This window comes from Crocosphaera sp. XPORK-15E (genome assembly GCF_034931425.1).
In the GTDB taxonomy this organism is placed as follows: Bacteria; Cyanobacteriota; Cyanobacteriia; order Cyanobacteriales; family Microcystaceae; genus UHCC-0190.
The window spans coordinates 71,036-93,930 of the sequence record NZ_JAYGHQ010000011.1 but is presented as its reverse complement, the minus strand read 5'-3'; the positions used below and the strand labels follow the sequence as shown (position 1 = coordinate 93,930).

The 22,895-nt window shown below is 38.8% G+C and carries 23 protein-coding genes and 1 tRNA gene; 7 read left to right on the top strand and 17 right to left on the bottom strand.

The window, feature by feature from the left end; all coding sequences use genetic code 11:
• Positions 1-100 precede the first annotated feature (100 nt).
• The 4 genes from VB691_RS13605 to larB all read right to left on the bottom strand — a co-directional run bounded on the left by VB691_RS13605 (position 101) and on the right by larB (position 2,453).
• Entirely contained in the window at positions 101-433 is a 333-nt protein-coding gene (locus tag VB691_RS13605; RefSeq protein ID WP_323292038.1) for a hypothetical protein, read from the bottom strand.
• Between the two features lie 124 nt (positions 434-557).
• Positions 558-650: a photosystem I reaction center subunit XII gene (psaM, locus tag VB691_RS13600; protein WP_323292037.1), complete on the bottom strand. Its 93-nt coding sequence runs from the start codon at positions 648-650 to the stop codon at positions 558-560.
• Between the two features lie 84 nt (positions 651-734).
• Positions 735-1,589, bottom strand: a complete 855-nt coding sequence (locus VB691_RS13595; RefSeq protein ID WP_323292036.1) for a universal stress protein — start codon at positions 1,587-1,589, stop codon at positions 735-737.
• Between the two features lie 84 nt (positions 1,590-1,673).
• On the bottom strand, positions 1,674-2,453 hold the full coding sequence (larB, locus tag VB691_RS13590) for a nickel pincer cofactor biosynthesis protein LarB (RefSeq protein ID WP_323292035.1): 780 nt from the start codon (positions 2,451-2,453) through the stop codon (positions 1,674-1,676).
• A 73-nt stretch (positions 2,454-2,526) separates the two neighbouring features.
• Here larB and VB691_RS13585 point away from each other — a divergent pair, with 73 nt between their 5' ends.
• From VB691_RS13585 to VB691_RS13565, 5 genes are all read left to right on the top strand, one after another.
• Positions 2,527-4,344: a tetratricopeptide repeat protein gene (locus VB691_RS13585; RefSeq protein ID WP_323292034.1), complete on the top strand. Its 1,818-nt coding sequence runs from the start codon at positions 2,527-2,529 to the stop codon at positions 4,342-4,344.
• Positions 4,345-4,410: 66 nt separating this feature from the next.
• Positions 4,411-4,899, top strand: coding sequence for a cyclic pyranopterin monophosphate synthase MoaC (moaC, locus tag VB691_RS13580; RefSeq protein ID WP_323292033.1), 489 nt, complete (start codon positions 4,411-4,413; stop codon positions 4,897-4,899).
• A gap of 50 nt (positions 4,900-4,949) precedes the next feature.
• The gene (locus VB691_RS13575; protein ID WP_323292032.1) at positions 4,950-5,201 is read left to right on the top strand and encodes a hypothetical protein; all 252 of its coding nucleotides are present in this window, start codon (positions 4,950-4,952) and stop codon (positions 5,199-5,201) included.
• Positions 5,194-5,502 carry a DUF3181 family protein gene (locus VB691_RS13570; protein WP_323292031.1) on the top strand — a complete coding sequence of 103 codons (309 nt, stop codon included), beginning with the start codon at positions 5,194-5,196 and terminating at the stop codon, positions 5,500-5,502. The genes VB691_RS13575 and VB691_RS13570 overlap by 8 nt, the downstream gene beginning before the upstream one ends.
• A 7-nt stretch (positions 5,503-5,509) precedes the next feature.
• Positions 5,510-5,965: a hypothetical protein gene (locus VB691_RS13565; RefSeq protein ID WP_323292030.1), complete on the top strand. Its 456-nt coding sequence runs from the start codon at positions 5,510-5,512 to the stop codon at positions 5,963-5,965.
• 130 nt (positions 5,966-6,095) lie between these two features.
• Here VB691_RS13565 and VB691_RS13560 read toward each other — a convergent pair whose 3' ends face one another.
• The 6 genes from VB691_RS13560 to VB691_RS13535 all read right to left on the bottom strand — a co-directional run bounded on the left by VB691_RS13560 (position 6,096) and on the right by VB691_RS13535 (position 11,377).
• Positions 6,096-6,890, bottom strand: coding sequence for a metal ABC transporter permease (locus VB691_RS13560; protein WP_323292204.1), 795 nt, complete (start codon positions 6,888-6,890; stop codon positions 6,096-6,098).
• 33 nt (positions 6,891-6,923) lie between these two features.
• Positions 6,924-7,700, bottom strand: a complete 777-nt coding sequence (locus VB691_RS13555) for a metal ABC transporter ATP-binding protein (RefSeq protein WP_323292029.1) — start codon at positions 7,698-7,700, stop codon at positions 6,924-6,926.
• 10 nt (positions 7,701-7,710) lie between these two features.
• Entirely contained in the window at positions 7,711-8,658 is a 948-nt protein-coding gene (locus VB691_RS13550) for a metal ABC transporter solute-binding protein, Zn/Mn family (protein ID WP_323292028.1), read from the bottom strand.
• 135 nt (positions 8,659-8,793) lie between these two features.
• Entirely contained in the window at positions 8,794-9,783 is a 990-nt protein-coding gene (gene petA, locus VB691_RS13545; RefSeq protein ID WP_323292027.1) for a cytochrome f, read from the bottom strand.
• A 153-nt stretch (positions 9,784-9,936) separates the two neighbouring features.
• A complete protein-coding gene (gene petC / locus VB691_RS13540; protein WP_323292026.1) occupies positions 9,937-10,479 on the bottom strand; it encodes a cytochrome b6-f complex iron-sulfur subunit in 543 nt (180 codons plus the stop codon).
• A gap of 214 nt (positions 10,480-10,693) precedes the next feature.
• The gene (locus VB691_RS13535) at positions 10,694-11,377 is read right to left on the bottom strand and encodes a glutathione S-transferase family protein (protein ID WP_323292025.1); all 684 of its coding nucleotides are present in this window, start codon (positions 11,375-11,377) and stop codon (positions 10,694-10,696) included.
• 194 nt (positions 11,378-11,571) lie between these two features.
• On the opposite strand from VB691_RS13535, the gene psbV reads away from it, so the two are divergent.
• Positions 11,572-12,054 carry a photosystem II cytochrome c-550 gene (psbV, locus tag VB691_RS13530; RefSeq protein WP_323292203.1) on the top strand — a complete coding sequence of 161 codons (483 nt, stop codon included), beginning with the start codon at positions 11,572-11,574 and terminating at the stop codon, positions 12,052-12,054.
• 70 nt (positions 12,055-12,124) lie between these two features.
• Here psbV and VB691_RS13525 read toward each other — a convergent pair whose 3' ends face one another.
• The 4 genes from VB691_RS13525 to VB691_RS13510 all read right to left on the bottom strand — a co-directional run bounded on the left by VB691_RS13525 (position 12,125) and on the right by VB691_RS13510 (position 16,371).
• Positions 12,125-12,673, bottom strand: a complete 549-nt coding sequence (locus tag VB691_RS13525) for an NUDIX hydrolase (protein WP_323292024.1) — start codon at positions 12,671-12,673, stop codon at positions 12,125-12,127.
• Positions 12,674-12,682: 9 nt separating this feature from the next.
• Entirely contained in the window at positions 12,683-13,171 is a 489-nt protein-coding gene (gene folK, locus VB691_RS13520; RefSeq protein ID WP_323292023.1) for a 2-amino-4-hydroxy-6-hydroxymethyldihydropteridine diphosphokinase, read from the bottom strand.
• 64 nt (positions 13,172-13,235) lie between these two features.
• Positions 13,236-15,896: an efflux RND transporter permease subunit gene (locus VB691_RS13515; RefSeq protein WP_323292022.1), complete on the bottom strand. Its 2,661-nt coding sequence runs from the start codon at positions 15,894-15,896 to the stop codon at positions 13,236-13,238.
• 133 nt (positions 15,897-16,029) lie between these two features.
• Positions 16,030-16,371 (bottom strand): hypothetical protein, encoded by a 342-nt coding sequence (locus tag VB691_RS13510; RefSeq protein WP_323292021.1) that lies wholly within the window; start codon positions 16,369-16,371, stop codon positions 16,030-16,032.
• A gap of 246 nt (positions 16,372-16,617) precedes the next feature.
• Here VB691_RS13510 and VB691_RS13505 point away from each other — a divergent pair.
• Positions 16,618-16,688 (top strand) — tRNA-Cys (locus tag VB691_RS13505).
• Between the two features lie 162 nt (positions 16,689-16,850).
• Here VB691_RS13505 and VB691_RS13500 read toward each other — a convergent pair.
• The 3 genes from VB691_RS13500 to VB691_RS13490 all read right to left on the bottom strand — a co-directional run bounded on the left by VB691_RS13500 (position 16,851) and on the right by VB691_RS13490 (position 22,824).
• Positions 16,851-17,891, bottom strand: coding sequence for a hypothetical protein (locus VB691_RS13500; protein WP_323292020.1), 1,041 nt, complete (start codon positions 17,889-17,891; stop codon positions 16,851-16,853).
• Positions 17,888-20,668 carry an N-6 DNA methylase gene (locus tag VB691_RS13495; protein WP_323292019.1) on the bottom strand — a complete coding sequence of 927 codons (2,781 nt, stop codon included), beginning with the start codon at positions 20,666-20,668 and terminating at the stop codon, positions 17,888-17,890. The genes VB691_RS13500 and VB691_RS13495 overlap by 4 nt, the downstream gene beginning before the upstream one ends.
• Positions 20,669-20,889: 221 nt before the next feature.
• Complete coding sequence (locus VB691_RS13490) at positions 20,890-22,824, bottom strand: amino acid transporter (protein ID WP_323292018.1); 1,935 nt, start codon at positions 22,822-22,824, stop codon at positions 20,890-20,892.
• Between the last annotated feature and the right edge of the window lie 71 nt (positions 22,825-22,895).

Below are 22,895 nucleotides of genomic sequence, written 5' to 3'. Positions count from 1 at the left end.
CTCCCTCTGCCCCCTCTGCCTCCTCTGCCCCCTCTGCCTCCTCTGCCCCCTCTGCCTCCTCTGCCTCCTCTGCCCCCTCTGCCTCCTGGAAAAGTATGGGCTAATTTGACCAAAAGATCCGCCGTTGAGTAGGTTGAAGACGGGGACTTTGTTCTTGCATAACCTTTTTAACTTGGTAGGGATCAAAATTATGGCGAAAATCTTGCCTTAATTCTGAGACTCGTCTTTCAGTTTCTTGAACTTCTACTTCTACTTCTTTTAGTTTAGCTTGTTGTGACCACTGATAGGGAATTAATTTAAACAAAGTAATTACAGCAATGGCGGATAAAACCCCATTAACACCCAATTTTACAAGAATTTCAGTGGCAACCCATTGGTGATTAGGGTTGGAACCTCGGACGGTTTGACGACGGGAACGACGTTGACGAGACATTACCATAGCTAAACAAATAACAGGTCAATTATAGACCACTCATCTCGGACAAAAACCTTAAGAAATTATTGCCTTGAGGTTGGTTGTCGAGATGAGCAGGTATCTGTCTTTTTAAACGAACAGTTTACTTATAAAGTTCCGTCGCTAAGCGGAAAGCAAGAATGCCAGGAATTAAGGCAACAACTAAGGCAACCAGAACTTGGGTATCAGATAACATGGGTCATAAACTCCTTGAATGTGACTGTTCAACCCTTACTTTGCGGCATAAATGACGTTTTGTGAAACATCTTGTTACAAAAAGTTAAATGCCTTCTTTGCGGGCTAATAAGACGGGACAATTGGCATTAACTCGTACATAATCAGAAAGAGAGGTTCCGAGGAGGCGATCGAGATCCGGCAAGCCTTTAGCCACAGAAGGACGACGATCAGGCGATCCTAACAGGAGGAGATCTGCGTTATACTCCTCTGCTAAGCTGCAAAGTTGTTCCCCAGGACGACCCCCTGTTACCACACAACGATAGGGAACCCCCATACGTTTCGCTTTCGCTGCGGCCTCAGCTACAACGGGGTTATTCTCCATTTCCGCTTTAGAGAGGGGCAGCAGTTCGGGTTTAATATCTGGGTTAACCCGCGCTAAGATCAATTCAGCCTCTCCATAGTCCCGTAATAAGTAAAGGGCTAATTCTAGGGCATAGTCAGCAGCAGGGGACTTATCAAGGGCCACCATTACCCGTTTGATTTTTTTGACGTAAATATCGTCTTTTACCAATAACATTGGGTGGTTGGTGAGTTGGAAAACGTATTGACTGACGGAGTTTTCTAAGATCGCTTCGAGGCGTTTGAGTCCCCGCGATCCCATAATAATTAAGTCAGCTTTGATCTCATCGGCCACTTGACAAACGGTGTCTTTGGGTTCCCCTTGACGTAACATGGTGGAGACACGACTGGGATCTAGTTGTAGGTTTTCGAGGATACCTGCGATCATTTTTCCTCCTTCTTCCCATTTAGCGGCGATCGCATCGGTGGTAATTTGGGGAGGAACAACGTGCAGAATATTGAGGGATGCTTTTTTGATGGCGGGAATATCCATCAAAACTTTGAGCATTTCCTGAGTTGTAGCTGTTCCTGAGTCGGCGTATAATATTTTGTCCAGCATCGATTGAAACTCTGTAATTAACCATGATTAGCTGTCTCTGCTATCAGAATACTGCGATGTTTGCCTTTTGTATTTAACAATTTATTACAATATTTTTTTGGCTAACCTTTGTCCTGTACGCAAAATTTGACCGGCTAAAATGGCGGCCCCAAAGCCATTATCAATATTAACCACCCCAATTCCTGTAGCACAAGAATTCAACATAGTCAATAGGGGGGCCACACCGCCAAAACTTGTCCCATAACCCACACTGGTAGGCACGCCTATCACGGGACAGTCTACCATTCCTGCTACCACACTGGGTAAGGCCCCTTCCATACCTGCTACCACAATTAACACATCTGCTTGACTAATTAATTCCCGATGACTCAATAACCTGTGAATACCCGCAACTCCGACATCCCAGAGACGTTGTACTTTAAACCCGCATAACTGGGCAGTGATGGCGGCTTCCTCAGCGACGGGTAAATCGGCTGTACCCGCCGTTAATACGGAAATGACTCCTAAACCCTGAGATGGTAATTCACCCGTCTTCAAGGCGCAAATACGGGCGGTAGGATAGTAAATTAGGGAGGGGATCTCAATTTCTAGTTGTTGGGCGATCTCGGTTTCAATGCGGGTGGCCATGACAACGGGACAATGACTGGCCATAGTTGTCATAATTTGCTTAATTTGTTCGGGGGTTTTCCCTGGCCCCCAAATTACTTCAGGAAATCCTGTCCTAAGATAACGATGATGGTCTATTTTGGCAAAGTCTGCGACGGGTTCAAAACTGAGGTGTTTAAGCTTCTCTAGGGCAGTGTTTGGGGTAATTTCTCCTATGGCGATCGCATTGAGGAGGGTTTGAAGCGCGTCAGGGTTCATTCAGGCTTTAGGCTATGATTGCAGAGATGATGTTAGTTATTATAACTATTTTAGGAGTCATATATTCACTATTATGTCTGAAACTAATTCTCTTGCTACCCGTTATCATGCCTTAATTGATTCTATTGTTGATATTACTCTGCAAGGAAAAATTCGCTCTAAAGAACAAGTTTATCGAATGCTGGTTAAAGATATTGAGTCGGGAACGGGAGAAATTTTTGAGCGTATTCTTGATGAACATATTAACAAAACTAAGGCGCAATTAGAAACAAAATTAAAAGCAACTAGGGTTTTACGCGCTTTAGAAACTATTGATGGAGAATGGAAAAGATGGCAACATGAAAATCAAACTGATGCAGCGATCGCAACGGCAACGGAACAGATTAAAAATGCTGAGTCTAGTCATTCTTTAGCTTCTTTTTTGAAGCTTATTGATAGTAGTAATGCCCAAAATTTAACCAGAGAGCAATTACAAAAATTATCTCAGTCCCTAAAAGCCTCAAGTAATTCATCAGAAACCCTGGAATTAGCTAATGGTATTATAGATGGTTTAAATGCGTTTGTAATCTTAGAGCCTGATTTAATTGGTTGGATTTATGAACAGAATAAAAGTGCTTTAGGGTTTGGGGAAGAAAAACAAGGCCCTTGGCATTGGTGGGAGAAAAAGATTGATCGTCCTTTGGCTAAAATGTTGTTTCAAAATTTAACAAATAATGAATCAATTAGATTGTTAGCTGAAAGAAGTTATCAAGTTGAATTAAGGGCTTGGGTAGAACTAATTATTCTCTTACAATACTTACAACAAGGTTTAGTTAAATGGTTTGATCAACAGCCCTATAATGCTAAGTTTGGCCAAAGATTATCCTATAGCACCTTGTTAACCTTTGCGGTTATTTTTGCTCAACTATCCCAAGGGTTTGAAGGAAGAAATAACAACTTAAAAGAAGGTTGTTTTTTGATGATGTTGCAATTATTACGCCAGTTTGCCCGACGAAAAGATTTTCCTTTATATGGGGGAATATTTGCCTCTTTTTCTGGGGATAATTTACGGGAAACTTTAACTTATTTTGATGACCCCTTAAAAGAAGTAGAAAGAACCCAAGAAAAAGCCCGTATTCTTACTTTATTAGCTTATTCTCAACGCACATTAGGGAATTATGAACGGGCAAAAAGCTTTCATTTAGAAGCCTTAGAAATTGCCCGCGAAGCTTTAGATAAACCCTGTGAAATTGCTAATCTTAATCATCTCAGTCGCATCTATATCTATGAAAAAACCTATGATGAAGCGATTAGTTATAGTCAACGGGCCTTAGTTTTTTCCCGTCAAGTTGGTGACAAATTAGGGGAAGCCAATGGATTAATTAATGTGGGTTATAGTGAGGTATTTCGAGCAAGAGAAATTGAACAAATGGAACCAGAAATATATGAATCTGCTATTAATTATTTAGAACAAGGACTAACCTTAGCAGAAAGATTAGGGGAGTATCAAAGTCAGGCATTAGGTTATAATAGTTTAGGTATTGCTTATGTGGTATTGTCCCAACCAGCGGCGGCAATTACTGCTTTAGAAAAAGGCAATCAAATGGCCTTAAATTCTGGAGATGTTTATCTTCAAGGACTGAACTTTACCTATTTAGCTGAGGCTTATTATACATTAGGAAATCTCTCAACATCTGTTTATTATAGTTGTTTGGGAATGTATCTTTTAGAGCAAATACAATCAAGTGAATGGCGACAATGTGCAGGGTTACTAATGGTTATTAAGGGACAAATGACAGCAGAAGAATTTCAGAAAATCTTAGAACAAAATCGACCACAAATTATCAAATTTATTGGAGTAGATGGTTATGATGAATTACCGAAAATTTTAGAAAGATATCGAGGTCAATAATAGGATGTAGAGACGTTTTATTAAGCGTCTCTACAATGATTGTTTATATAGTTTCTCTTACTTAAAATGTCTAATAAACCCCAATCTAAATTATCCCATCTTAATGCTCAGGGAGAGGCCCAAATGGTTGATGTCTCTACCAAAAATGTTACCCGTCGTCAAGCAATTGCTGGGGGACAAGTACGCATGAAAAAAGCAACTTTTGACGCAATAGAAGCAGGAAATACGCCAAAAGGAGATGTTTTAGGAACTGCCAAATTAGCAGGAATTATGGCGGCAAAACAAACAGCAAATTTGATTCCTTTATGTCATCCTTTACCTCTGCATAAAATAGAAGTAAAGTTAACACCAGATCAAAATTTACCTGGATATAAAATAGAAGCAACGGTTATCACGAAAGCAGAAACAGGGGTAGAAATGGAAGCATTAACTGCCGTTTCTGTTGCTGCTTTGACACTTTATGATATGGCAAAAGCATTAGAAAAATCGATACAAATTGAGAATATCCGTTTAATTAGTAAAACAGGGGGAAAATCTGGAGACTATAATAGTTGATCAGCCGTTATAATATAAAATAGTGGATGAAACTCGTTTAAATTATCTCTATGCCTCCTCGTTGGCCCCGTAAACCCGATCGCGCTGATCCTGAATTCCGTCGTTTTGATGATCGTATAAATTTTGCTGTCCATGTTGCCATATTTCTCGCTTGTAATTCTGGTGTGTGGTTTGTCCATAATATTAAACAAGCAGACTGGCTTTGGATTACCTGGTTTTCAGGAATTTGGGCTACCATATTATTAGGGCATTTAATCTATATTGCCGCGATCGCTAACTACTCAGAAAAGTCCCATGGCTAATTCTAATACAACCCAAGCAATTGAAAAACTCGCTGCTGAAATTGGCGAAAATATCTACATAGATGTGGCAAAATGGCATCTTTATTTATCAGATGCTCATTTACATACTACTGTTGCAGAAAAAGTCTATCCCTTGATAGAAAATGAAGAACTAAGCGAAGATGCTATTATTAGTATTCTCCGTCAAATTAAGGTATCATTGGGAGCAGGAAGAATTGAGGTTTCTCTTTTGGACTTGTTACCGATGCAATGCCAAGTAAATTTAATTGATTTACTCGAAGATTATCAAAAAAATCGGTAATTAGGCGATGAAATTTTCTTCACTAACATTGTTGACTGTAGGGTTAATTTTCGTAGAAATTGCTATTGTTTCACCCAGAATATTAGCCCAAACTTCATCCCCTAACTCGGCAGAAATTAAAGCACAAAATGCCAGTAAATGGCGAAAAATGACTGAAGATGAAAAGTCTCAAGCGTTGAATTTTATTCTCAACAGTCCATTAGGAATTGCTGCATTAAATCAATTGGCAATAGAAAGATTTATCAGTCCAATTTGTGCTAAGACTTTTTATATTGATGAAAAATCAGGAGGTTTTTCAACATTAATGCGGGTGAAATGTAGTCAACCTAGAGGAGTTTCTACTGCTGTTGGTTATGATGAAATTCGGGTAATTTTTAGCCGTTTTGAAGATAATATTGAAAACTTTCAAATTGAAAGAGTTTCTAAGACAGAGGGAATATTAGGGACACCTTTACCCGATTAATATACTCGTTTACCATTGTAGCCCTAAAAGTATTGGTGTAGAGTGGGTTAGACGGGGATAATTTATATTGTATGTAACAAAAATCTAAAAAACCGTCGTAACCCACCACTTTAAGTCAATTCAATTTTAATCAAGATTTAAACCCTAAAGTAACCAAATAAGCAACCCCAGAAATTAAAATAATTGTCGCCCCAGAAGTAACATTTGCATAGTAAGATATTCCTAATCCTAGAGTAGTGAAAACCATTCCTAAAACACTTGCTAACAACATAATTTGTTTGATATCCCTAAGAAATTGTCCGGCGATCGCAGCAGGGATAGTTAATAAAGCAATCACTAAAATTAACCCAACAACCTGCATCACCATCACCACTGTTAAGGCGATAGCTCCTACCAATAACAAATATAAACTATCAACAGGAACATTACGAGTCAAGGCAAAAACCGGATCAAAAGAAATGGCTAATAATTCCTTATAAAATAAAGCCACAATTACCACAATAATGATATCTAAAACAAAAATAATCTTTAAATTTTCAGGAGAAACTGTTAAAATACTGCCAAATAAATAACTCATTAAATCAGCTTTATAACCAGGAGTTAAATCAATTAAAATAATCCCTATTGCCATCCCAACTGCCCACATAACCCCAATAATACTATCAGCCCTTTGTTGAGTTTTACGGACAACTAAACCCATACCCACAGCAGAAATTAAAGCAAAAATAATCGCCCCAATAATCGGATTAATCTGAAAAAAATAACCTAAACCAATGCCCCCATAAGCAGCGTGGGCAATACCACCACTAATAAAAACAATGCGATTAACAACTACAAAAGTGCCAATAATACCGCAAGCAATACTGACTAATACCCCGGCCAAAAGGGCATTTCTCATAAAATCAAATTGTAACAATTCAAAGATTTTTTCTAGCATTAATTAACTATAAACTATAAACTATTCATCCTGATGTAAAGGACAATTATGTTGAGAAAGTACCCGATGAGGAACACCATGAGCAATGAGATCTACAGGACATTGATAGGTTTTTTCAATTGCTTCTGTACTGAGGGGAGGATCACCATGAAAAAAGAGACGATGATTAAGACATCCTACGGTTTTAACATAGGCAGAAATTGCCCCAATATCATGAGAAATCATCAAAATGGTAATCCATTCATTGAGTTCTTTTAATAACTCATAAATACTGGTTTGTCTTTGGGGATCAACACTGGCCGTCGGTTCATCTAATAATAATATACGGGGTTCTGATGCTAAGGCACGAGCAATATAAACCCGTTGACGCTGGCCCCCGGAAAGCTCTCCAATGGGGCGATCGCGTAATTTGAGCATTCCCACCTGATCTAAGGTACGATTGACTACATCTTCGTCTTTGGGGGTGTAACGTTGCAATAAACGGCGTTTTCCTAGTCTTCCCATCCGCACCACATCCGCAACCCGCACCGGAAATTCTCGATCCAATTCTAATAATTGAGGAACATAACCGATACAACCTCTCCCTTTGGCAATATTATGACCGAAAATGTTAACGGTTCCTTGATAGGGTTTAATTAGTCCTAATAAGACTTTAAATAGGGTCGTTTTTCCCCCACCATTGGGGCCAATTAATCCTACAAAGTCCCCTTCATATATGGTGAGGTTAATATCTTCTAAAATTGGGGTTTTGTTATATTTTGCCCAAATATGATTGAGTGTGATGGCTTCAGTTTTCATTTAGCAAACCCTAATTAAGAGCTTTAGCAAAGGTTTTAGAAACTTCAAGTAAATTATTAGACCAATCAGGAGCTACGGGACTAATTAATAAGACTTCTCCCCCAATTTCTTTGGCAATTACTTTGGCAGATTGACTACTTAATTCTGGTTGAGCAAAGACAATTTTAATGTTTTCTTTCTTGGCTTCCTTAATTAATTTTCCTAATTCGGCTGCACTGGGTTCTTGTCCCCCAACTTCAATAGGAACTTGGGTTAAATTATATTCTTGGGCAAAGTAACCCCAAGCGGGATGAAAAACAATAAATTTTCGTTGTTTTACGTTTATTAAGTTTTCTTTTATTTTAGCATCTAATTGGTCAATTTCTCCCATAAATTTATTAAAATTTGTTTCATAGTATGCTTGATTTTTGGGATCAAGATTAACCAGGGTTTCATAAATGTGTTTTGCTTGAATTTTGACTAACCGAGGTGATAACCAAACATGAGGATCAAGGGTCATTTTTTCGCCGTCTTCTGGTTCTTCATGTGTATGATTATCATGGTGATCGTGGGGGATCATACTTAATTTTTCAATTCCTTTTGTCGAATCAATAACTAATAGTTTAGGATTAGTTTGAGTAACTTTATCCAGCAAAATTGTCTCAAAAGGAATACCAAGACCAATATAGGCTTTTGCTTGACTTAAAGCTTGTAATTGTTGGGGTTTTGGTTCATAATTATCCGGTTCAGTCCCTGGTTGAACCATCACATTAATTTTAACGCGATCGCCCCCAATTTTTTTAACAAAATATTCCTGGGGAACCACACTAACAGTAATGTTTAATATCTCCTCATTGGGGACATTGGTAGTGTTTTCACTGGGTTTTGTCTGACTGGTGGGGTTTTGGGAAGAACTACATCCTATCATCAAATTAACCCCTAACAGCAGAAAAATCACAACACTAGGCAGTAGTTTCATTAGTTCAATTATGCTCACCTGATTTATCATTATACAGTTTAGCGCGAATAATAATCATTATCATTATGCCCGCCAAAAAATTACAGATAGGCCGCAACCTATCTGTAAAAAAACCAAAAATTAGGTTAAAACAGCTTAAAATTCCATTTCAGCCGCTTGAACACGCTCGATTTGTTTCTTCTTAATTACTAAGAAGATTTGCGCTAACATAATCCCACCTAAAAAGAGCATTAACCCTTTAATACGAGTCGGACTTTGTAGCACAACTTCCGTATCTTTTTGACCAAAACCGCCCACATTAGGGTTACTGGTTAAAAGTTGTCCCGCTTCAACGGTTTCCCCTTCAGAGACAATTAACTCTGGGCCAACAGGAATGGTTTCCACGACTTCTTGATTATCAGCAGTCGTAATGGTAACACCATAACCGCCGCCTTCTTCTTCGCTAATTTGGGTAATAGTTCCCGCTTTAGACGCTTTGAAGGCGTTGTTATTACTCTGTAGTCCGGTGGGATAAATTTGACCGCGGCCACGGTTTGCCCCTAAATGAACCGAATACTTACCAAACTTAACATTTTTGTTAGTGGCAGGATCAGGAGAAAGAACAGGGAAAACAATTTCCTGATATTGATCTCCAGGTAAGGGGCCAACAATCACCACATTCTCTTGATCTTCCCGGTAAGGTTGAAAATAAAGCCCCTCTACTTCTTCCTTCATCTCATCAGGAATGCGATCGGGAGGAGCAATTTTGAAGCCGTCGGGTAACATCAGAACGGCCCCTACATTGAGGCCACCTTTTGATCCATCCCCTAACACTTGTTGCGCGTCGAGATCGTAGGGAATTTTGACAATTGCTTCAAATACCGTATCAGGCAAAACAGACTGAGGAATTTCTACTTCAGCGGCCTTTTGTGCCAGATGGCAGTTAGCACAAACAATACGTCCTGTTGCTTCTCTGGGGGTTTCTGGGGCTGTTTCTTGGGCCCAGAAAGGATAAGCTGCTGCGGTTTGAGGGAAGGCCAAAGCATTGCCGAGGAAAAGGGCAACAGTTGCAACCGCCAACAGCAGCGATCGCAAGAAACCTTGCTTACTCTTAGACCAAATTGCCGAAAAATCGGATATTCTCATTGCTCAGTCAAATTGTGTAAATCTTAAACAGTAGGATGGAAGCTACGCTACGCGCAAGGCAAAAGGCAAAAGGCAAAAGTCAAAAAGTTTTTTCGTTGACACCTTTAAACCTTATCAATTAGGCAGTGATTTTCGCCTCACGATAGTCATCAATTAAGCCCACCAGGGGTTTTCGTCGGTGCGGAAGTCAGTTTCTGTCCACTTAGTGAAGACAACTTTATCATCCTCAGTTACATCAGCATGGGCCAACTCTAAGGACAAGGGCGCAGGGCCACGAACCACTTTACCTTGGGCATTGTACTGGGAACCGTGACAAGGACAAATAAATTTATCTTCACTAGCATTCCAGGGAACCACACAGCCTAAGTGGGTACAAACTGCGCTGATACCGTAGTTAGCAATAGCGTTATCGCCTTCAACCACTAGGTAAGTAGGATCACCTTTTAGCCCTTGGGCCAAAACGCGATCGCCCACACTATGGCTGGCTAAAAACTTACTGACAATGACATCATTACCGAGGGCATCTTTGGCAGTAACACCGCCACCGGCCCCACCACTAGAAGGAGGGATAAAATATTTCACCACGGGATACAAGGCACCAGCGGCGACCCCTGTAATTGTCCCAAAGGTGAGTAAGTTCATGAATTGACGACGGCCCATATCAGGGACATCTGATGAACCAGATACTTGTGTCATAACGATTTATGGATGGATCTAGGTTAGTTTGCAGGTTGAGAAATCAATCAAGAGCAATAATTGTTGTACGGCTTTAAAAGAATATGATGGCAACCGTGTTTTGGACAAGGACAGGGCCAAAAGCGACAGTCTAGATGATGTTCTTTTTAGCACGAGCTTATGAGTCCACTTTAAATTATTGCAGAAATCCGTTAACAATATATAAGGACTTTGCTCATTTTGAGGAACGCTGGGCCATGAATTGTTTGATGGTTTCTCTAAATTCGGCGATTTGTTCCGGTTGGGGTTCGGTTTGTTGCCAGCTTTCCCGTTGACTGAGATGTTCTATCCAAGTGCTTAATTTTGGGTATGAAGTCAGAGAAACATCAATATTTTGCAGAAAACCCACCATTGTTCCCGCTACAATATCCCCTAAGCTGAGGGTATCTCCCACTATGTAGGGGCGATCGCCTATCAAGTTTTCCAAAAAGTTAAGAACTATTGCGCTTTTTTCTTCAGCTTGCTTTTTCTCGGCTGTTTCTATGGTAGCAAATCCCATGCTTTGACGAATTAAAGGCCGGGTGGCGGGTAATAGCTCATTGATGGTGACTAAGTTAATCATTTTGACTGTCCCTAACCCTTGAGGATCACTGGGAATTAGGGAAGGGGTGGGATATTTGGCTTCCAGGTAGTCTAAAATTGCCAAGGATTCAAAAATGCTAAAATTTTCGTCTACTAAGACAGGGATGTGATGAAAGGGGTTGAGGGCTAAAAATTCCGGTGTCAATTGATCGCCGTCCAGTTTCATGGGAATTGACTCAAAATCAAGCCCTTTTTCCAGCAAAGCAATCCACACACGACGAGAATTAAAGGAAATCGGTAAATGATGGAGTTTCAGCATCGTTTTGTCTTTTGGCATCCTTAACTTTCTAAATAAATGTTAACTTCTAGAATGCCTATATTATGAACTTTTCTCATTATCTCCCTCCGGTTTCCAATCTCAAAGTATCCATTCTTGACTCCGTGAGATGTCCCTAAGACCCCATTTAAGGGGCATGAAGTATGGTATCGTTGATATTGCTCGTAATGCGCATGATTTTCAGGAGAACAATGGTGAAACGATTCATTCTGATGGCGATCGCAGCTATCTTTTTATTCTTACAATTTCCCATCAATAATGCCAACGCTTTAGAATTGACTGAAGTAACTCGGACAATTACTTTAGACGAAGCAGGTAAAACTGTTACTCTTAGTTCTGAACAGGTGTTTAATGGTGAAAAAATTTTTAATGCCAATTGCACCAAATGTCACTTACAAGGGAAAACAAAAACTAATAATAATGTTAGTTTGGGCTTGTCAGATTTAGCTAAAGCTGAACCTCCCCGTAACAGTTTATTAGCGTTGATTGATTACATGAAATACCCCACCAGTTATGATGGGGAAGACGACTACACTGAATTACACCCTAATGTTAGTCGTCCTGATATCTTCCCAGAGTTGAGAAATCTCACGGAAGATGATGTTTATGATGTGTCTGCTTATATGCTCATCGCACCTAAATTAGATGAAAGATGGGGCGGATCAATTTACTTCTAATTCCTGGAATAGAGGCAATTTGAGTTCACTTTTAAAATAATCTCTCTAGTTATTCTGGGGGGATTTTTTTTTACTTTAAAAATAATTTGACCATGAAAAAACTAGCGATTGATTTGGCATCAATTAACTCTCCTGCTAAAATGGCTTGTTCAAACTCATCAAAACTCATCAAAATTACTTCTATATCTTCATCCTCATCCTGTTGTGGAGGGTGTTCTAATTTTTCTAAATCTTGTGCTAAAAAACTATAAATATACTCATCAGAATAGCCTGGGGCCAAGGGAAATTTGCCTAAATAATTCCAGGTTTTTGCTCGATATCCTGTTTCTTCTTCTATCTCCCTTTGAATGGTAAGAGACGCATCTTCATTGGGTTCTAATGTTCCCGCAGGAAACTCTAAAATACGCCCCTCAATGGCAAAACGATATTGTTTAACTAATACCAGTTTACCATCTTCTGTAATGGGAACAGCTAAGGCCCCTCCAGGATGACGAATACATTCCCAGTCCCCCTCAACCCCATTCGGTAAGCGCAATGTGTGGACATCAAAATTAAATTTTCTACCTCGATAAAAGAGACGTTGTTGTAAATAGTTTGGAGATTCTTTTTCAAAAGACATAAATCTAATTTAGGGGTTAGGTTGACTAAGATTAACTCCTTGACAGTTTACATCTTTTAGGTGTTCTTTGATCATTTTTTTTGTGATAGGATGTATCCAAGTTGGGGCAATTTCAGCCAGAGGAACTAATACAAATGCTCGCTCTATCATGAAGGGATGGGGAATTTGTAAATCTGGGGTATCTAAGATTACATCTCCATACAATAATATATCTAAATCGAGAGTTCTCGGCCCCCATTTTTCTCGACGAATACGCCCGAATTTTTGCTCAATCTTAAGTAAGGTTTGCAACAATTCTTCTGGGTTTAACTCAGTTTCTAGCATAGCACAACCATTCAAATAATCGGGCTGTGGTGGGCCAATGGGGGCAGTTTTATACCAATGAGAATGAGAGAGTAATGTGATGGCAAAATCTTGGGATAAAAGGATAATTGTTTGTTCTAATATGCTTAATGAATCTCCTAAATTACTACCTAAAGCTATAGCACATTTTGTCATAATTATTAGTTTTAAAATCGTGTTTTTTGTAGGGATAATTCATGAATTATCCCTACAAAAATGATTAATTGTCAACCCTTCTCATTCTGTGAAAACATAATTTTTCCCAACCATCCTCAAGTAAAGTATACAGGACAGGAACCACAATTAAACTCAACAGAGATGAGGTTATTAAACCCCCAATAATAGCAACGGCCATCGGTTGTCTTAATTCTGCCCCGGCCCCTAATCCAATGGCAATGGGTAACATCCCCAAAATAGTTGACGCGGTAGTCATAATAATGGGGCGCAAACGTACTTCTCCCGTTTCTAAAATTGCTTGACGGCGACTCATGCCTTTTTGCCGTAATTGATTGGTATAATCCATTAAAAGAATAGCATTTTTATCCAATAAACCTAACAGAAAAATCAAGCCAATTAACGAGATCATACCAAAATCACTTTGAGTAATTAATAAGGCAAACATTGCCCCCACCAGAGATAATGGTAAGGATAATAATACCACAAACGATTCTAAGAAACGGCCAAAGGTGACATATAAAATCACCATCATACAAAGAATAGCCAAAGATAAAGCAATACCAAATTCCTTAAAAATATTTCGAACTTGTGCTGATGCCCCTTGGATATCAAAAGTAACATCTTTAGGTAAAATATCTTGGGTAATGACAATCACTTTATTAGTAATATCTCCTAACCCTGTTTCTTCCGATAAATTGGCTGTGACATAGATCACTCTTTGCCGTTGAAAATGTTCAACAATGGAATGATTTCCATCTCCAGAAGTCTTAATATCAACTAATCCTGGCAAAGTTTCCAGACGAGCTTTTAGCTGGTTTGCTGTCTTTTCTAAACTCTCTAAATTGTCACTCAATAAAGCAACTTTTAAGGGACTATCATCCCCCGTTTCAATGAATAAAATATCCTCAACACTAATACTACCGCCCTTTAATTTGGGTAGCTTTTTTCGTAACTCATCCTGTATTTTACTGGTGCTTAATGTCCGCTCTCCTTTCAATTGAATATAAATCCTACCCTTAAGCGGATTTCCATGATATCCTGCTACCAAATAAGCAGATTCCACATTAGGATTTTCTAAAGCAATAGTTTCTAATTTTTCCCCAACTCGTCGAGTTTTTCGCAACAAAAAACGTTCAGGAGATTGGGCCAAGTCACTAAATAAAGAATTGTTTGAATCTTCAGTTTTTGGGGCTTCATTGGCAGTTCGTAAACGATTTGGTACTTGCGGAGTAGGTAAGGTATAAACAATATTAAATTCCCCCCGATCCAGTTTAGGAACAAAGCCTTTAGGAATAAAAGGAATTAACCCTACTCCCACAATAAAACTTACCAAAGCAATACCAATAACTAGCTTACGATGACCTAAAGACCAATCTAAAAGACGACGATAGGGACGGGCTAAAAAGAAGGTTTTTTTCGGTTGATCGGCCTTTCTTTTACTACCTTTCATCCAATAAATAGCGAGTACCGGAGATAAAGTTCGGGCCACTAATAAAGAAATTAGTACCGCCGCAGCTACCGTAACCCCAAAGGGTTTAAAAAAGTGACCTAAATTGCCTCCAATAAAGGCAATGGGAATAAAAACAGCCGCTAAGGTAAAGGTTGAAGCCATCACCGTTAAGCCAACTTCATCTGTTCCTTTAATCGCTGCTTCACGGGGTGTCATTCCCTCATCAATATGACGGCTAATATTTTCGACATCGACGATCGCATCATCAACAATAATCCCGATAACTAAAGCTAACCCCAACAGGGTAATAGTTTCTAGGTTAAATCCGGCGATCGCCATCACAATAAATGTCCCTAACAATGACATGGGAATGGCTAAGGCCGTGATCAAAGTTGCTTGAAAATTGCCTAAAAAGGGAAAAATCACTAAAACAGCGAGGACAATGGCCCCAAGCAAAGCTTCTATGGTGGCGTGACTGGCTTCTTCAATATACTTCGCTTGAGTTTCCGCCATAATTAACTGAACATCCGGCAAACTTTGCCTTAAATTGGCGATCGCCTTTTCTACCTCCGCCACAATATCCAAAGTATTAGCATCAGCCTGTTTGACAATTTGTATGGCTAAAACATCTGCTTGGTTAAACCGGGCCAAAGTAGGGGGGTTAGTGTTGGGAATATTCCCCTGACTGCTATCTCGAAATAACCCATCCCCCAATAAATCAACCCGTCTCACCCCTGGTAATGCCTGTAAAGAGGGAATGATTTTTTCTTGGGCAATTTCAGCTAAAATCTCAAAGGGTTGGGTTGGGCTAAGAATGGAATAAGTCACGGCCACAGATTCGTTGATGTTAAAGGGAGTCACTTCAACGGTTATCTGAGGGGGCAAAGTCGTTTGTTTTAAGGACTTTTCCACCATCTGGGTAGATTGATCAACGTTTAACCCTGCGGCAAAGGCAACCGTAACCACGCTTTGGCCCGGATAGGTTGAGGAGAATAATTCCGCATTAGGCAGCGATCGCAGGGCATTTTCTAGGGGTTCGGTAACTTGTTGTTCCGTTTCTAAGGTATTGTCAAAAGGTGAACTGGCCTGGACAATAACTACAGGGAAAGTAATTTCGGGGAATAGGGCATATTTGAGGGAACTAAAGGCCAATAGTCCCGCCACTGCCACTGCGATCGCCACAAATATCGTCACTCGTGAGTATTTTATGGCCAAACGAGAAATATTAAGGTGTTCTCGCCAAGATTGTTTCATAAAGATTTGTAGATTTATCCGTATATATATCGTTTATAGCAAGGGAAGCCTGAAAACAGTTATTAAAAAAGTCTTGAGCTTGCTGTTGAGGATGAGGGATAATAAGAAATCACTCATCCGATTTTGTCTTCTCCTAGTTTTCAAAGAGAAGGTCATCTAAAATTTTATCAAAACAGGTTTCCCCATAAGCTCTTAGGGTTCGAGTTGCCGCAGCATCTCCACTCCGATGTTTGGTTAAGAGGGTAGCAAAGGCCTGGGTTGAGTATTTTTTCTTGAGGGAGTTAACAGTACAAGTGCATCCCTGTTGTGCTTCCGACTTGCTGAGTCCGGCTTTTTGGGCTTCGGGAACACAATTGCGATCGTAAAAGTCCTTGAAAGGATCGGCCGCCATACCTGATTTTGGGGCTAGAGTCATTGTACCGAGTCCAATGAGAACAACGGCTAAGGTTGTTAGGGCTTTATGTGTCTTATTCATGCTATGTTTGGGGCGTGTGGAACATAAGAAAATTCAGTTTATTATTGGCACGCCCCATCTCCAGTTTTAGTCTATCTTTACTTTTTGTCCCGTGACTATGGTAGTTATGGCAGTTTTTCTAACTGCACAGCTTGGTTTGACGTGCAAGATCCTCTTAAAGCTTCTTAAGATAAATTTGAGATTTGCCTGAAAATTAAGTCTTTCCTCTTAGACAAATCTTTGCTATAATTGAAAAGATGTGTAAATGGCGGCATAGCCAAGTGGTAAGGCAGAGGTCTGCAAAACCTTCACCCCCAGTTCAAATCTGGGTGCCGCCTTGATTTATTTGCTGTCGGTGGGGTTAACCTTTGAGTTGGCTTCTGGGGTGTTACAGCAGTTAAGGGAAGTTGAACCCAATTTTGCTTAGGGGAAAATGATCAGGGTTTACCTGTTATTCTTATGTGGTTGGATGGAATTTATCAAAGATTAAGTCCACAACTCTAAATTAATTCTAGTTTACCTTGACAAGCAGGATAGTCTAATTGAGCAATGATGTTGTTATGAATAGTTTCAGTTCTAATATTCCATTCACCAGAAATATTAGCCAAAATTGTTATTTCACCTGCACATAATTTTTTTTCTTTTAATCCTGAGCGATTCATTGCAGCTATTTCTTGGTTAGAATAAGTACAAGTCCGAGTCACTTCAGTACAAAGAAAATCCTTTAATTTTTTAGAATTATCCGTTTTCAAATTCAATAATAAAGAAAATAGTTGTGGCATTACATGACCATAGTTATTCGTACTGCCCACCGATAAAATAGCTAGTTCTGGATCAATTGTTTCTAATAAACTTTGTAAATCTTCACCATTTCTAGGATATGCACCATGATGAGGAATTTTTACTATATTAGCTTTTAATTCTTCGGAGGGACAAATCTCAAGGCATTCTCGTAATCCATCCCCTTCAAGATCAGCTAGTAATAAAGCTGTAAAGTCACCATAACTAACTTTTAATACTAAAGATAACTCATTGAGTTTGGTATTTGTTTGTGCTAGATGACTTTCTATAAATAATTGTCTAGGATGCAATACAAAAATTTTGAGATATTCTCCATAATTTTCTTTCGACCCTTTAGCCATTGGTAAAAAATTGACTATATTTTTCTTATCCCAGTCATCAAGTTGGTTTAAAGCTGTTTCTATTCTTTCTAGTGCTTTATCTGGAGATATCTGGTTTCTCCGATTAAGTAAATTTTGTTTTGCCTTTAAAAACATATTGTATGGTAAACAAATTTCCTTTATTTTTCCTTGTTTAAGCCAACTTTTGATAAACTGAACCAGATTGACTAATGAGGGACAATGATCTCCATGTGCGTGCGAAATATAAATTCTTTCAATAGCCTTAATTTGTTGTTGCTGAAGCCATTTATTGAGTAAACCAGCATTGCCTATATCTATCAAAATCGTTAAGTTATCATTAGCGCAAAGAATAATACTATCAGCATTACCAACAGGTAAAAAAGTTAACCGACAATTCATGAAAAATGCTCCAAGCTTTTTATTCTAAGTTTTTGTTCTAACTCATCATTGGTGAGGTATGAGTAAGGTCTATGACGAAAACGCTTTATTGCCCAAGGTCGTTTTTTGAGTTCTGCAAATGTTTCTACATCCTCACTTAATTCCGCGTTAAAAACAGTACCATCTAAAGCCCAACCCGGCATTTCTGGGAGGATGGGCAACCATTGTTCCTGTTCATCATCTAAAAGACCGTTGAGATAAACAAAAATCTGACTGTTATCTTCCGATACTTCTAAAACTTGCCCAAGAACAATATAAGTTGATTTCGTTCTTTCCTGTTTCCATTCTTCTAGTCCTGTGGGTGTTCCAGTTCTAGAAATTTCTATCCAGCGAGGATTTCCATAATTTTCTTCTACAATTTTATCTAGTTGTATTCTTAATTCGTCAGGTTCGGGAATAGGAAGATTTTGTTGATCTCTTTCCACAATTTTACGAGTATTTTCAATAATTCTATGATCAACTTTTGCAGGAAGTGGAAGATTACAAAAATTAAGCGCACTTAGTTCACGAGTGTTACGTCCAGATAAAGAAAGTAAATTACATAGTTTAGATGATAACAAACCCAATAACCAAAGTCTTTGATCTTCATGGGAAAAATTGTTCCATTCGTCTGGAAGTTGATCTGTTTTTTTGTATCTATATGTATACTTATCAACTTGTGAAACAGGAAGAACGCAGTAAACATCATTATCTGGACAGAACCCTATTGTATCGAGTTGCACAGCAAGAGGATTTCGAGAACCACGATTAACTTTTCGACCAACAAGAAGTTTCGGCAAGTCAAATAACTCAGAATTTTGCATGACTGGGGTATGCAAAAAATCTTTACCATATCTAATCCAACGTTCATTAATATCTACTATGTTTGGATCTGCCCATAAACGATCTTTATCTCTCCACTTCATTCTCCAATTACGTTTACATATAGTATTTGGAGGACACTGACTTATTGGTTTATGTGTTGTATTCGGAGTAACTCCATTAAAAACATAAAAAATATTTCCTAAAGGAACAGTCGGAACTGAAATTTTAATAATTGGTGTTGTTACTGATGACCAACTTTCATCATCATAATTCAATTTGGCTACCCAAGTATTTCCTAAAAACCCACTATCTCTAGTATTATCAATTTTTGCTCTAGATAATACTGCTCTTGCAATAGTAGGAAAACGTACTGAATTGTTATTGATAGTCCCAGAAACAATACAAACATCTTGAGCAGCATCAATTCCCACTGCACCTTCTGGTAACTGCCATACTTCGTGAATTTGACAACTATCTGTTAATAATTTGCGGACTTCTGGTAAACCATGAGTCGTATTTGTCAAAAAAGATTGTGGTAAGATAAAAGCAAATTGAGAACCATTTTCTAACCAACTTAAAGCTGTCCTGATAAAAGTTCCAGCCCGTTGAGTATTGCCATCTTCAGCAAAAGGTGGATTAGCAATAATAACACGAGGTTTGATACTAAAATTATCTTTATTTAACTGTTCATAATCTTGATGCGTATAATGATTAGGAAAAGGAAATGATATATTTTTTCCTAAAGATTCTTGAGCTAAAAGATAGCGTAATTTTGTGACTAAATCTGCATATTCATCTAGATCATTACCAGCGATATGATTCGCTAAATATTGTGTTCTTGCTTTAATTTCTTCAGGAATATCACTCATTCCGGCAAGTCGAGAAGTTGCTGCTAATAAAAGACTACCTGAACCTGCTGCGGGATCAAAAATTACTCGTTCTTCTGGTCGTATTCTTTCAAGAGGTAACAACTCTAGCATTTTTTCTGCTATTGCTACTGGAGTATAATGTCTTTGTAAATCACTCCAATCTTTCCCTCCCAAATTATTAGGTAATTCTTTAATTGCCCGTTCGTAAAGCAAGCCAACATCTCGATGATCTACTAATGCAAAAGTAATACTATTTCCTAAATGAGCAGCTAATGATTGTAAAATTTTGTCAGTTTGTTGAGGCAAAAATTCTTCTAAGGATGAAATAGAATCTGATGCCCTTTTAAAAAATCCATTGGTGAATGATACCGTTTTATTAAGCAGTTTTCGAGGATCATCAGTGGGAATGAGAGAGTCAGAACTAAAAAACCCTTTATCTTCTAAAATTCTCGCTGATAGAAAAGCGATCGCTACTCTAATTGTATGACCTTCCATCTGATAACGTAAATCTTTAGGAAAATCAAGTTTAGCTCTAGGAATTTTGTTAATTGCAGTTTTAATCGCCTCTGTAAAAGCTAAATCAAGTTTTTGTCTTTGTCTTAATATGAATGAAAAACTACGTTCTGAAATAACTTCTTCTAAATCACCTAAAGAAAGTTGACCAGTACGAAATTCTGATAAAGCTTTTGGAGTAAATAAACGGCTTTTAGATGAATTGAGAATAGAAGCTAAAGCATGAGACTCTATTTCTTCTTCTTCTAACTGATTACATTGATTATAGTAATTAAGATAATAATGTCCATTGGTAATTAAAATCCATCCACGAATTGGTAAATCAGCTAATTGTTTTTTCTGAGAATTAAGTTCCTCTACATTCCGACAATATTGGACAATAAATGCTAAATTATTAAAATTAGGACGTAGACCTTTATCAGTCCATAAAGCATCTACAGCAATAGGATTATTATTAATTACTGATGGTAAGCGAACATCCCGATATGGTTTTATCTGCCACACCTTTTGTGCTGTATCAATTACATAATCGAGTTGCTCTAAGCCTACCACTATCGTTCCTTAATTAAAATTAGTTAGTAATCTCTCTAGATTACTAGAACATTTGTACAATGTCTATAAAAAAACCTTGAAACAACTAACCTTGTTGCTATTCTGCAATAAAATTTTTCATGATTAGTCATCATAACGCTTTTTCCCCCTCAATCATCTCCCCAAACAGCAAAAAACACCTGTAACACCAACCATCAACCCAAAGAGCGGGAAACTTAAACTTAACCCCCCACATGAATTGCTGGCCGCCATTGGGGTTCTTTCTCTGCTTTGCGTAATACTTCACGGGTAACAACGGCAATGTCCCCTTCTCCAAAGAGCATAAACCGCATAAGATATTGAATTGGGTTCCCTTCTACCCAACCAAAATAAGCGTGAGGGGGTTTACCTGTTTGATCCCTGATAGCAAGTAAAATTGCCGCGATCGCATTAGGAACAGCCGCACTATTTGTCCGTAAAATACGATAATTGCCTACTTCTACCCCTGTTACTTCCAGCTTTTCCGTAAACTCAGAGGCATCAGCAACCTTAATTTCCAAAAAAATCAAGGAATCTGTGGCCGGAATATGATGATCTTCGCGCACCTGGGCATCTTTGAGGTAATATTCTAATTCATCCCCGACATTGCGTCGGTTAGCAATCATTTGAATGCTTTCCTGACTATCTTTATCTTCTTGAATAAACTTTAAGGCGGTTTCATCAAAAGTTACTGCGCTAACCCGTAATTCTGTAGAACGCCAGACCCTAGAAATTAGGGACGTTATGATAATAGTCCCAATAAAAAAGGCCGCAATGCGAATCCCTTCTGGTCGTTCAATAATATTAGTAATGGTAGTATAAATAAATACTAAGGTAATTAAAGCAAAGGCGATGGTTCCTTTACGAGATCTGGCCGAACGAGAAGACAAGGTAACAGCAAAGGCGGCCGAACTCATCAAAACCAGTACCCCAGTTGCATAAGCTCCCCCTTGTGCTTCCACATTTGCTTCAAAGATTATGGTAATGATAAAAGCGATCGCTGTATAAACTAAAACTAAGGGGCGAGTGGCTAAAGTCCAAGTTGGTGCCATGCCATAACGGGGCAAATAACGGGGGACAATATTCAATAATCCTGCCATAGCTGAGGCTCCGGCAAACCAGAGGATGGCAATGGTGCTAAGGTCGTAGATGGTGCCAAAAAATTCCCCTAAATAGGAATGAGCTAAATAAGCTAAAGCCCTACCATTCGCCGGGCCACCTGTCTGAAATTTTTCTGCTTCAATTAATACTGTGGTGACAACACTGCTACTTAAGAGGAAAAAACTCATAATAATGGCAGCAGTGGCCAAGAGTTTATGAGTATTAAAAATACGTTGTTTCGGATTTTCTTCGGTATCTGTATTATGTCCTTTTACTAGAGGCATTACCGCCACCCCTGTCTCAAACCCAGATAATCCTAGGGCAAGTTTTGGGAACAATAATAAAGCAATACCTAGCATTAATAAAGGATTACCATGATAGGTGAATAAAGCCGTTTTCCAGTCAGTTAAGGTGATGGGATGGCTAATAATTTGAACGATACCGACACCAATAACAATTAAATTTAAGAATAGATAGGTTGCGACTAATAAAACAGCAATGCTGATCGCCTCATGAAAGCCTTTTAAGAAGACTGCCCCCAGTAAGGAAATTAAGATCAGTGTAATAGGAATAGCCTGATTTTGTAACAGATCGTGTACTAAAGGATTTTCGATAATATGGGCGGTAGCATCGGCGGCTGATAAAGTAATCGTAATAATAAAATCTGTGGCCAGAAACCCCAATAAACACAGCACAAAGAGCTTTCCTTGCCACCAGGGTAAAAGATGTTCTAACATGGCAATGGAACCTTCTCCATGAGGGCTAAGGGCTGCTACCCGCCGATAAATTGGCAATGCCCCAAATAGGGTGACTAAGATTAAAATTAGGGTGGCTAAAGGAGATAAGGCCCCGGCTGCTAGGGCGGCAATGCCTGGTTGATATCCCAAGGTGGAAAAGTAGTCTACCCCAGTTAAACACATCACTTGCCACCAAGGATATTGGGGATGCTCTCCTTGGGGAGAAGGCTTATTTTCTCGTAATAACCAACGGCTCAGTTTTCGACGATAAAGTTTTGGGTAAACAATGGGACTAGCCATTGTGTCAGACTCCTGTGATTACTGTTATATTATTGACCTATAGCTTTATCATAGTTGACTTAACTGGAAAA